The sequence below is a fragment of the Vibrio sp. 10N.286.52.C3 genome, from assembly GCF_041468865.1.
In the GTDB taxonomy this organism is placed as follows: domain Bacteria; phylum Pseudomonadota; class Gammaproteobacteria; order Enterobacterales; family Vibrionaceae; genus Vibrio; species Vibrio crassostreae_C.
Genome location: NZ_JBFRJM010000015.1, coordinates 66,237 through 77,982, shown reverse-complemented (window position 1 = coordinate 77,982; position 11,746 = coordinate 66,237). Strand labels below are relative to the sequence as shown.

Annotated in this window: 9 protein-coding genes and 1 pseudogene; 2 read left to right on the top strand and 8 right to left on the bottom strand. The window is 43.9% G+C overall.

Translation table 11 applies throughout. The features are described 5' to 3' along the window. Positions 1–4: 4 nt before the first annotated feature. The 4 genes and pseudogenes from sbcD to AB4138_RS06240 form a co-directional block, all read right to left on the bottom strand. On the bottom strand, positions 5–1,258 hold the full coding sequence (gene sbcD, locus AB4138_RS06255) for an exonuclease subunit SbcD (protein ID WP_017067000.1): 1,254 nt from the start codon (positions 1,256–1,258) through the stop codon (positions 5–7). Between the two features lie 213 nt (positions 1,259–1,471). Continuing rightward, positions 1,472–1,645, bottom strand: a pseudogene (locus tag AB4138_RS06250) (porin family protein); the annotation flags it as partial. Positions 1,646–1,658: 13 nt separating this feature from the next. Next, entirely contained in the window at positions 1,659–2,255 is a 597-nt protein-coding gene (locus AB4138_RS06245) for a LysE/ArgO family amino acid transporter (RefSeq protein ID WP_372305331.1), read from the bottom strand. Positions 2,256–2,269: 14 nt separating this feature from the next. Further along, positions 2,270–2,794 carry a GNAT family N-acetyltransferase gene (locus AB4138_RS06240; protein ID WP_065583626.1) on the bottom strand — a complete coding sequence of 175 codons (525 nt, stop codon included), beginning with the start codon at positions 2,792–2,794 and terminating at the stop codon, positions 2,270–2,272. A gap of 459 nt (positions 2,795–3,253) precedes the next feature. On the opposite strand from AB4138_RS06240, the gene AB4138_RS06235 reads away from it, so the two are divergent. Beyond that, on the top strand, positions 3,254–3,997 hold the full coding sequence (locus tag AB4138_RS06235) for a class I SAM-dependent methyltransferase (protein WP_102321012.1): 744 nt from the start codon (positions 3,254–3,256) through the stop codon (positions 3,995–3,997). Between the two features lie 129 nt (positions 3,998–4,126). On the opposite strand, the gene AB4138_RS06230 is transcribed toward AB4138_RS06235, so the two are convergent. The 4 genes from AB4138_RS06230 to AB4138_RS06215 all read right to left on the bottom strand — a co-directional run bounded on the left by AB4138_RS06230 (position 4,127) and on the right by AB4138_RS06215 (position 11,179). Beyond that, entirely contained in the window at positions 4,127–6,172 is a 2,046-nt protein-coding gene (locus AB4138_RS06230) for a TonB-dependent receptor domain-containing protein (protein ID WP_372305329.1), read from the bottom strand. 181 nt (positions 6,173–6,353) lie between these two features. Continuing rightward, on the bottom strand, positions 6,354–7,274 hold the full coding sequence (locus AB4138_RS06225) for a LysR family transcriptional regulator (RefSeq protein WP_372305328.1): 921 nt from the start codon (positions 7,272–7,274) through the stop codon (positions 6,354–6,356). 229 nt (positions 7,275–7,503) lie between these two features. Next, complete coding sequence (locus AB4138_RS06220; RefSeq protein WP_372305326.1) at positions 7,504–9,693, bottom strand: immunoglobulin-like domain-containing protein; 2,190 nt, start codon at positions 9,691–9,693, stop codon at positions 7,504–7,506. A gap of 487 nt (positions 9,694–10,180) precedes the next feature. Beyond that, positions 10,181–11,179, bottom strand: coding sequence for an acetyltransferase (locus AB4138_RS06215; protein WP_102321015.1), 999 nt, complete (start codon positions 11,177–11,179; stop codon positions 10,181–10,183). A 239-nt stretch (positions 11,180–11,418) separates the two neighbouring features. Between AB4138_RS06215 and AB4138_RS06210 the strand changes: the two genes are divergently transcribed. Beyond that, the gene (locus AB4138_RS06210) at positions 11,419–11,658 is read left to right on the top strand and encodes a PAS factor family protein (protein ID WP_004733935.1); all 240 of its coding nucleotides are present in this window, start codon (positions 11,419–11,421) and stop codon (positions 11,656–11,658) included. Positions 11,659–11,746 lie beyond the last annotated feature (88 nt).

The window sequence follows — 11,746 nt, the reverse complement described above, 5'->3', positions numbered from 1 at the left end:
CTGGTTACTCTTCTACTTTGTTTGGCGCTTGAGCGCTCTCAGACACTTCAACCATCACTTGTTTAAACTTCACCGTCATGCGCTCTAAACGCGCTTTTTCAGAATCCGTTTCAAACTCTTCTAAGGCAATACGCTTGCTAAACACGTCCATCGGGCTCAGTTCAGATAAGGTTTCTGCCGACTCTTGCTCTAATGCTTGATTACGACGCTCTCTTGCACGGCGCAGTTGAAGTACTTCAACGTTCAAGCCTTCGGTCAATGCACGCATACGTTCTTGGAGATCTGAAAGGTAATCTTGCGCTTGCACTTCGATCGATAACCACACGCTTTGTTCGCTATCTAAACCTATGTATTGGTTCAGCTGAGATTCGATCTCGCTCAAGTCGCCTTTGATTTCAGCTAGAGGTTGGAATGTGGGAACAGGCAATTGAGAAATGGTGCGCTCACCTTCAACAAACTCAACAACACACACTTGTTTCTGAGACTTAAGTTCATCAAAACTTAGTGGGATTGGAGAGCCTGAATAACGAATGTATTCACGCTTTGCCACCACTTGTGGGCGATGAATATGACCAAGTGCGATATAGTCTGCGTCTGGGAAGCCATCAGCGGCGAAACCATCAAGGTTGCCGACATAGATATCACGCACAGAATCCGATTGTTGGACACCCATCGCCGTTAAATGACCGGTAGCGATAATCGGCATGTGCTCGCTGTTTACAAACGTCGCGCGCTTAGCAACCGCCGCATCATAAACACTTTGATAATGCTGTTTGATTGCATCGCCGAGTTGCTTCTGACGCTCAACGCCAGTGACACCCGCCTGGCTCATCAACACATCGCGAGGGCGAATAAAAGGAATGGCACAAACCAGCGCTTCTACATCGCCGTTCTTACCTTTTAGTTCGACAACCTGAGTCGCATGATCTTCATTGGTGTTCGGAATTACGTCTGCGCCCATGTACTTCAGTAATTGCTGTGTCTCCTTCAACACAGACACCGAGTCATGGTTACCACCTAATAACACCAATTGGCAACCGATCTTGTTCGAATCGACCACAAACTTGTTATACATCTCACGAGCGTAACTCGGCGGTGTACTGGTATCGAAAATGTCGCCAGCAACAATGATCGCGTCGATGTCGTGCTCTGTAACTTGCTCAAGTAACCATTGTAAAAACCGTTCATGTTCATTCTTACGGCTTTTATTGTAGAAGTTTTGGCCAAGGTGCCAATCGGACGTGTGAAGAATCTTCATTGCTGCTCACTGGAAGTCGGTAATACCTTTAATCTACCAAAATAGTCGAGATAATTCCCTTTTATAAGCTTGTGAAAACCAACTAATTTCAGGCTTTGGACCAACTCCGCCCATAGCGTGACCAATCGTTATTTTTGACATAAAAAAACCGCTCAACGTTAGAGCGGTTTTAGGTGTCCATAGCTTTAGCTTAAAGCTATTTCACAGAGGTCGTCAAAAATTGTACGAAGCGCCCAGAGTTACTGTGCTAAACGCTACATCACGGCTTGCCAGTCTATTACCATTCGGGCCGAAGAATTCGATATTTACTGCATCTGCTTGTGAGATTAAACGTAAGGTTAGGCTTTCTACTGGCGTGTATTCAACACCTATACCAAAATGGAAGCCTAATTACGCGCAGCTAGACAATCAAAGATATTGCAATAGATGCCATGATCACGCCAACGACAAATTCCAACACCTTCCACGCTCTCGGGTTCTTAAACATTGGAGCCAAGAAGCGAGCGCCATATCCAAGTGAAAAGAAGAACACGAATGACGCCGATACCGCCCCAGCGCCAAACAACATTTGATCCGGTTGATATTGAGTTGAGATAGACCCCAGCAATACCACAGTATCCAAATACACATGCGGGTTAAGCCAAGTGAACGCCAAACACATCGCAATCGCTTTGGTTAATGAGTCTTTAGTTTCTGCCGTGGCTTCTAAGGCGTGGTTTTCGGTAAATGCTGATCGGAAGCTTAAGAATGAATAGACACCCAAAAAGATAGCGCCACCATAACGGGCGAACTGCTCAATTTGTGGGAACTGCTTAACGATTGCGCCAAAGCCCGTCACGCCAAAGCTAATCAGTAAGGCGTCAGAAATGGCACATACAGCACAAACTGCCAATACGTGTTGGTTCTTAAGCCCTTGCTTTAAAACAAACGCATTTTGAGAGCCAATCGCAAGAGTCAGCGAAAGGCCAAGGGAGAAACCTGCAAAGTAAGTCGACATCTAAGGCTAGTCTCTTAACGCAACTCAATACTCATAAACTGGCTGTGCGGGTCTAACACATAATCAGCAAAGGGTTCACAGTATCCAAAGCCAAACTTTTCATACAGGTTACGTGCGGCCTTAAAGTAGTCTTCTGAGCCAGTCTCTAAGCTGATTGTTTGATACTGGCGAATGGCCGCTGTATCTAATACGTGTTGTAAAAGTTGGCTGGCAACACCTGACTTTCGAGCAAACTGTGAGGTTCTCATCGATTTGAGTTCAGCGTGTTGGGTATTTAGCTCTTTAATGGCAACACACCCAAGTAGTTGGCTGTCTTTCCAAGCACTGAAAAAAGTAATCTCTGGTGACTTGAGCCCATCTAGATCCAGTGCATGAACGCTTTCGGCTGGCGAAGTGGCGTACATATCAGCGAGGTGCTCTTCAAGTAATTCAATGACTTCCCCACCCGACAAGTCATCCACCTTAATTTCTATTGAAGCACTGCTTTCCAATGCTGTTCTATTTTCCATTGAACCCTGTGCATTTATTGCTGATGTCATTGTTTCAACTCTCCTTGTTTAGTTCGCTTATTTAGCTTGAGTGATTTGGTTTTTATCAACAGCCCACTTTCCTGAATTGTTTCCTTTTCAAGAACTCGGTTTGAATCAGTAAAATTACTGATTAATCATAAAATTATAAATGTCACACTGGGTTTACCTAGATACCATATTTTTCCTATCTCGTCTCGTGATAAAAGCGTTCCGCAAAGCCCGTATGGTCGCTGCATTGAGGGAGCAACACCTGTTTTAGTTAACGAATAAGTAGTCAGGGCAAAGTGAATAGCGATGACACGCGTACTGATGTTGTTGGCAGCTTAAACATCCCTTTAAACGGTCTCATTTAAAACGACCATAAGTTAGAAAATAAAACGCTTTCATTGATCGAATATTTGATTGCGATTTTCCAATTTCGGTATATGATGCGCCACCCTAATTTTTCAGCTTATGCTGCAGGCAAATATGTCCGCCAACGCACTCTATACCGACCTATCCGGTTACTATGATTTAATGTGTGTAGATATTGACTACCAAGCGCAAAGTAACTGCGTACGTAGACTCCATCAAATCTTTGGAAATGAAGGAAAAACACACCTCGACTTAGCTTGTGGCACTGGCCCACACGTTCGTCATTTTATTGATTTCGGTTACCAAAGCGGTGGCCTAGATCTTAACAAGCCGATGTTAGATATCGCAGAAGTTCGCTGCCCGGAAGCCAAGTTCTCAGTACAAAACATGAGTAACTTTGAGGTCACGGAACCACTCGATCTTATCACTTGCTTCCTGTATTCCATCCATTACAACGATGGCCTTGAGAAACTTAAAGAGTGTATTGAAAGTGTGCATCGTGCGTTAAAGCCAGAAGGTATTTTCTGTTTTAACGTGGTTGATAAAGACAAGATCAGCAACGACCTGTTTGTTAGACACACAAAAAACCAAGACAAAGACGATTTCACGTTCCGTTCTGGTTGGTATTACTCTGGTCAGGGTGATAAGCAAGCGCTAAAGCTTAGCATCGAAAAGACGACTGCTGGTGAAACTCAAGTGTGGAATGATGAACACCCAATGGTGGCATTCTCGTTTAAAGAGTTAATCGAGATATTGAAGCCCTACTTCGAGGTTAATATCTTCGAGCACGATTACGACAAGCTGATTCCTTGGGATACTCAGTCCGGTAATGCGCTGATCACATGTGTCAAAATCTAGATTAATAGATAAACGGCAAATTAAACCAAATCTATAGATCAAAAAAGAACCCACACTCGCCATTCTCCTTTTAGAGCATCAGCCAGTGTGGGTTCTTTTGTATCAAGCTATCAGTTACTGAACTCTAAATTAGAAGTCCGCTGTCATACCTACGTAGTAAGTACGTGGCTCTTCAACATAGCCCATGCTCTCTAGCTCTTGTGATACAGCTTCGTCAGTTAAGTTCGTGATACCTGCACGTAGTCGTACTGAAGCATTCACGTTGTAGATAGCACCTAGGTTCAGCGTTGTGTAAGCGTCTTGAGTTAGATCGCTTTCGATCTGACGTTCACCACGGTAACGCGCACTCACGAAGGTACTTAGATCGTAAGTTGGGCTCCAGTTCAGTTTAACTAAACCCGAATGCTTGTAACGATCAAGTAATTCGTCACCAGTAGACTTATCTTCAGTGTCTAAGAATGTGTAATTACCAGACACACCCCATTCATCAGTAATTTGGAATTGGCCTGTAAGCTCAGCACCTTGAACTACAGCCTCTGATACGTTTGTATAAGTACGCTTACCATTCACATAGCCAGTTGAGCTTGAACTATCAGCGCAACCTTTACCCGATTCAAACACTCCGCCGTTCTCACAATAGGTTTCATCACGATCAATTAGGTCGTTGATTTCATTTCGGAATAAGGCACCTTCAACATTCCAACGAGGTTGGCTATAAATCGCAGCGATCTCATAGTTCAAGCTGGTTTCGGGCTTAAGATCTTCATTACCATGTAAATCACATACGCCTTTACAGCTATTAACTGTGTAGTCTGTCTGATTTTGAGTCAATGTTGGTGCTTTAAATGCTTTACCCACACCACCCTTGATGATCAGGTCATTCGTTGTTTGATGAACCAAGTACACACGTGGGCTGAACTCTTCACCGTACAGTTCATGCTTATCTAAACGACCACCAATGGTTGCCGTTAGTTGATCCGTCATTAACCATTGGTCTTGAACAAATAACGCACCTTGATAAGCTTCAGATGTACCATTGACTAAGTTTTCTTTGTTGGTTAATTCACTCAACTGGTAGTCCATACCAAACGTTACGGTGTGACTATCACCAAGATAAGTGGTCGCCGAAGCTTCAACAATTTGAGTCAGCTCTTCGATGTCACTGCTATAGTTAGTATCTGAGTCCGCAGCATCATTATCTGTCACATTTTCACGTGAATAACGTACTTGCGTGTCACCCCAGCTCCAAAAACCACTATGTGTGATCGCTTGGCTCTGACGTACAACACGTGTGTCAGACTCAATCACAGATGATACGTTTTCCGCAGATGACTCACGTTCGTCGTCACTGTAACCAAAATCGAAATCAATGGTTTGGTTGTCTGTTGCATTCCATGTCAGGCTCGCGAGTAAGCTTAATGTCTCTCTTTCTTCTAACGCAGTAATGTCTGAACGATCGTAACCAGAGCTATGCGTACCAGAATAGGGTTGCCAAGCATCACGGCTAGTTTGGTTAACAGATAGGCGAGCAAACAACTCGTCTTCAATCAACGCACCAGATGTCGTGAAGCCCATCGAATACTCTTCCCCTCCATCACCATCAAGTGGAGATGAAGTGTCCATGCTCAGTGTAGAGCTCCAATCGTTTTCTGGAGCCTTAGTGATGATGTTGATTGTACCGCCCATACCATCTGAACCGTAAAGTGCAGACATTGGGCCACGGATTATTTCAACACGTTCGATCGAATCAGCAGGAATCGTTGATAGGTCAAAGTCGTTACCACGGATGATGGCACTTGCAGAGCTTAAACGACGACCGTTCACCATGATAAGAGTGTAATCTGAATCCATACCACGAATAGAGATCATCTGACGGCCAGCACGTGTGCTATCAAAATCAGACTCAACACTCGTTGATTCGGCAACGATGTCTGCCAAGGTAATACCAGGGCTTTCTTCAATGTCTTGCGCGGTGATAACCGACATTGAAGCTGGCGCTTGTTTTAGTGCCATCTCGGTACGAGTTGCCGTAACAACCATTTGCTCATCTGTTGCTTGCGCTTCTTCTTGCGCCAACACGTTAGCTGAAAGTGAGGTACAAATAACAGCGACTGCGATCGAAAGGGGTTTACGAACCAAAAGAGGTTTGCGAATCAAAAGAGATCTCTCAGACATGATATTCATTCTTATATGTGATTGGTAATGATAATGGTTTGCATTAAACAACCAACTACCACGCTTATCAACGAAAGTTTCATACCAAAAATCGATTCTCGTTATTCACCATTCAAATAATAAAAGAGATCTATATCCAACTCGATAGGTATTCGTAATTTTTATTCACCCTGCAGATGGATTATGTATAAAGCTCTTTGAATATATTGCGAACCCAGCGACACATCGGGTCGTTATGAAAGCGCTTATGCCAGTATAAGTAGACGTCTTCTGATGGGTGGCGCAACGCTTTAGGCACGCGTTTACAAACAAGATCTCTTTGCGTAGCGGCTTGTTGAGCAAAAGGTGTCGGTAAATGAAAGATGATGTCGGTTGCTTCTGCCATATCCGGCGCGACGTTAAAATTGGAAAGCTGAATTGGAATGGACAGCTGGCGCTGCTTATCAATCAAGCCAAGATCTTTAAATCGACTTTCGATCGAGAGCTTCTTATCCCCTTGCAGTGAGATTTGACCAAGTTGGCTATTCAACAAGTCATCAACCGTGATCTCTTTGTCCACCAAAGGATGTTTTTTACTCATCAGCAAACGGTAATCGCGGCTAATCACGAACATTCGATACAAATTTTGCTCTGAACTTAACGGCTCGTGGGTCGACAACACAAAGTGCGCATCACCGGATAACAGAGGCTCAAAGTGTCGTTTAGGAATCGAGTCGATATCAACAGTCATGTTTGGCGCTTGTTGACGTATCTCCGCAACTACCTTGGGCAGCAAGTGCGCGACATTAGGCACTAAACCAAAGAAGCGAACCGTACTGTCACTGCTTTGCGGTTCGAATACATCGCCATGTACCAGCTTCTCTAAACGTGTCAGTACCGAATTGAGATCTTGCTTAATGGCTTCTGCTTTTGGCGTTAACTCATAGCCATAAGCCGCTCGCACCAATAGATCATCATTGAAAACGGTACGCAGTTTTTGCAGAGATCGGCTCACCGTAGGTTGGCTCATATCCAGCGCCAATGCCGTGTTGGAAACGTGCTTCTCTTCAAGAAGGTGTTTAAGAATAACGAGTAGATTGAGGTCGACTTGAGCAAGATTCATTATGCAAATATTAACAATATATAAAATTCAATGTGCGCATAGTGCTATTTCTTAACATGTAATACAATTGATAATCACTCCTATTTTGATCTAGAGCAATATGCAGAGCAGAGTTTAAGGTTAAGTGGGTTTTAAAGCTCTAAGTCAGAACTGTTTAAACATAAAAAAGAGAGGCACAATGGCCTCTCTTTGATCGTCTACTTTATATTGCTAGCGTTGAGCTATCAGACTACAGCTTTGTCCAAGCATCTTGCCAGTATTGGCTATCTGCTGGAGCGTAAGACGCGCTTGCACACCATGCCGTGTATGGCCAAGGCTTACATTCGTACAAGCCATTATCGCTGCCGACCACAATGTCACCCGCTGCGTAGTTGGTGCCCGCTTCATATGGAGGGTAATCACCTGGAGGAGGTGTTGTTCCGCCACCGTCTTTAACAGCGAACGAATCGTTTACCATCACCATTTCACCGTCAGATGCTTTACCGACCACTTCAAGTGCATATTGCCCTTCCGCTACATCGTATAAGTCGATGGTAATAGCGCGGCTGTCCGTTACATTAACCTTAGTTTGCTCAACCACAGTACCTGCACTGTTGATCACCATAGCGGTAACATCCAATGCTTCATTTGATGTCAGTGTCAGATCTAAACGAACATTACCGTTATCTGGCGCATATTCTGATTGAAGTCCTGAAACTGCAAGCTCTAAGTCATCGCCCGGATCTGGGTTACCACCACATGAAGAGTCTGAAACTTTTCTCCAAACGCCCCATTCACCTGTCGTTCCAGGTTCTTCACCGCGAGTGTACCACCCTGCTCCCCACGTTGAACCGTCATGAGATACTTGATCACCTTCAACATAAACGGTGTCTGCATCCCATGCCGCAGCACAGTTAGAACCATCAGTCACAGACACTTTACGGTCAGCGGTTACAGTTTGGTTCGCGCTATCTGTTACACTATACACAAGCGTGTAGTTGCCGATTTCATTTACATCGACACTGCCAGTGTGTGTGATGGTGCTTGTTAGATCGCCATCTTCAGCATCATTCGCCGTCACGCCTGCCATAGCATCAAACGCAGTTCCCAACACAACGGTTGTGTCAGATACGCCATTAAATACTGGCTTCTGGCTGTAAACCTCTACCGTTCTTGCTTTAGTGGTTTCGTTGTCATCGCTGTCTTTCACTCGGTAAGTTAGAACGTAAGTACCAATAACACTGGTTTCAACGTAACCTTCAACATCGATTGATGACGTTAGATCGCCGTCTTCTTTGTCTGTTGCCGTTACACCATCCATAGGATCAAATGTTGTTCCGTGGAGAACACGCGTATTTTCGACACCTTTTAGAACTGGCTCACCCTCGACTGGTGGTGGCGTCACTTGACCGTGGACAAACGGGCCGTAGTCTTTAATAAACTGCTCGTTGTATTGTTGACCGTTTTTGTTAGCGCCCATATCCCAGTTGATAGACCAAGTCATCACACCACGTAGCGGTTGACCTTGCGACGTCAGGCTATCAAATGCGTCGTATAAATCTTGTGGCTCTTGCACAAAACCTGTCGCTGCAGCATCGATACTTGAAGGAATACCAAACACGAGCTTGTCATGTGGAATTTTGTGGAAGCCACGCGTTCCGTTGATAAGAGAATCAGAAATGTAGTAGATGAACTCTTCTTTTAACGCATCGTTGTTTTGAGCAATCCAACCCACGCCTTCAACCCAGATACCATCGCCACCTTGGTTGTAGAATTGTGGGTTAATCCAGTCGTAATAGCCTTCTAGATTATCGATATAAGGAACGTACTTACCGCCTGTCGTGAGATACGGGAACTCAGGCGCCATAGTAATAAGGAAGTTTTTACCTTCAGTGCGGTAGTGGTCTTTTACCAACTTAAGAGCATCAGGAATCACGGTTTGATTGTTTGCTGCGGTTACGGCTGCTTGTTCAAGGTCGATATCTAGGCCATCGAAACCGTAACGCTCAGTAAGGCGGATTATCTCATCAGCAAAGGCTCTTTCATCACCGGTTTCTAGCTCTACGTGTGCATCCGCACCACCTAAAGCCAACAGCACAGAGCGACCTTGCTTGTTGAGTTCCGAGATTTGGTCAATAAATTGTTGTTCTGAAAGCCCAATGGTTGGGTCCAGTTTAAAAGTTGGGATTCGACCATCAGCCACATCGTAGACCTTCATGAATGACACATTCACGATGTTGTACATTGGGTTCACTTCATCCAGCGTCACACATGGCGCATTACCACCTTGGTAGCCGCCACCGTCACACCAGTTATGCCAATAGCCAACCACCACGCCAGAGTCTGGATTCGTCATATCTGAACCATTCGCATAAACAGCGCCAGACATTGCCGCCATGCCGAGCGATACTGCTAATTGTAGAGCTTTACGTTTCAACATTAGTCCCACTTCCTTACTTAACAGCTGTGCCAATCACAACCGAACCAATTCATTGTAATCATGAATATTTATAGAGAAGTAATGGAATTTATAGGAAAAGATGACCTTTGATTTAACTTGTGATTTTAAGTCACAGATTGAATATCAGAATCAATATGATTTTGACTTTTCATTCAAATTGAAATGCTAAAAACTGTTATTTTCGGCTAAATGCATTGACCATATAAATATTTAATCAACCTTAATTCACTAAGATAATTAACCAAAAATATAAAAAATCACCGATAGGAAAAAATAAACTTTAAATCGGCAAAAATCATCCCAAATAAGCCGTAATTACTGACCTAAGACCAGATACCATTGCGAGTGATATCACTAAAACAGCCTGGATATAGCCATCATACATGTGCTAGCAATACGCACGTATAACGGAATATAGGAGCAAGAATTTGTAGGGTTTTGAATGTATACGTCGGGAGTTATTCAGTTAACCGTCAGTGCCAGATGAATAATATGCATCCAATAGTGAAATAAAATTCACCTTATCAAGTTCATTAAGTTGATTAATTCCAGCCGCTGCTTTTCTTCCTCCGCCAGTCGCAAAACTTGAGCAAATTTCGTCTGCACCCGTTCTATTTGATAATGGCGCACGTAAGCTCACCGTGTAAGACTCGCCGTCTTGGTTTTTCGTTAATACTGCTTGCGCTCGGTTTGGATCTTGATTAACGATTTCATTACCAAATACGCCACTGATGCGCCTTGCCCACGTCTCACCTGGCAGTTCAAACACACGTGCGACTTCACTTTCATAAACAGGAGCAAGGTTTGATAACTGCTGGCGATCATTTTGATAAGCATCTCGTAGTCGATAAAACACAGAGTCTTTATCATCCAAAAGATCAAACGGATTCGGGTATTGATAAAGGGTTTTGTAGAGCTCAGCTGGCGTGAAATGCAAATCACTCAGTGACGAACCGTAACCGTTGTAGTTAACCAAGGTACCTAGCTCTTCTAGAAACTCTTTTTGAGATTGAGCGAATCCATTTTCATCCGCTAGCCGCGCCGCCACCGTTTTTAGATTGTCGCCAAAGGCAGCTGCGATTGCCCAAGCCACATGCGCACCATTCAGCTTCTGGTTAATCAGCAAGCTCGTGCAGCTCTCTGGCGCGGTATCAATCAGAGTATCTAAATGACTAGAAGTTGGGACATCCCCTGTTCGGTGGTGATCGCAATAAAATACATTGATGTTTGCGTCTAGCAGTGAGTGCAGTGCAGGCAGGTTTTTCTCCATCGATACATCTAAAACGGTAACGGAAGAAACATCACCTTGCTTACCCGGCTCCATAGTTTGAGTAACAACTTGAGAGACCAACTTAATATCACGCTTAACACCAGTAATGAGCACGCTCTCTCTTGGCTCACTTAATCGCAGCTGTAACAACGCGATTATGCCATCTGCGTCTCCGTTGAATACGTCGTAGTGCATGTTGTTCCTCTTCCTATAGATTCAACCGTTTGCCAGAAACGCGCCAATTCGTTTGTGTGTTCGATAGTCTGTCATTATTTTAGTTATATTTCACAGATACTTAAGTCTATTTTGGAATGCCTTATTCTCATTAGATTGAAAAGATAAACACATTAATAATATTGTATGACTTATGTCACAGTAAAAGAATACGAAAAGATTATAAAATAAGCGCCTCCCACTTAATGATAAAGAGACGAATGAACACTACCACCACTCTTGTTTATGACACTTTGAAAAGCCTTGCTGCTCACGCTCCTGAGCAACATGCCGAGATTCGCCAGCGTTTATATGAGCAGTTGAGCCTGCCATTTAACAAGCAGCTCTCGTTATACGCTAATGTGCTTGGTCCTATCAGCTCAGGTAAGTTAGCGGGATGCGACAATATTGATAAAGCGGTTGAACTGGCACTGGATGTGCTGGAAGGCCGAAATAAGTAGTCCCCCCTTTAATACGTAATATAACGGCCCAGATCTTCCCCCAGATCGGGCCGTTTTTTTATTCTCGTCATTTATCTATTTGAATTTC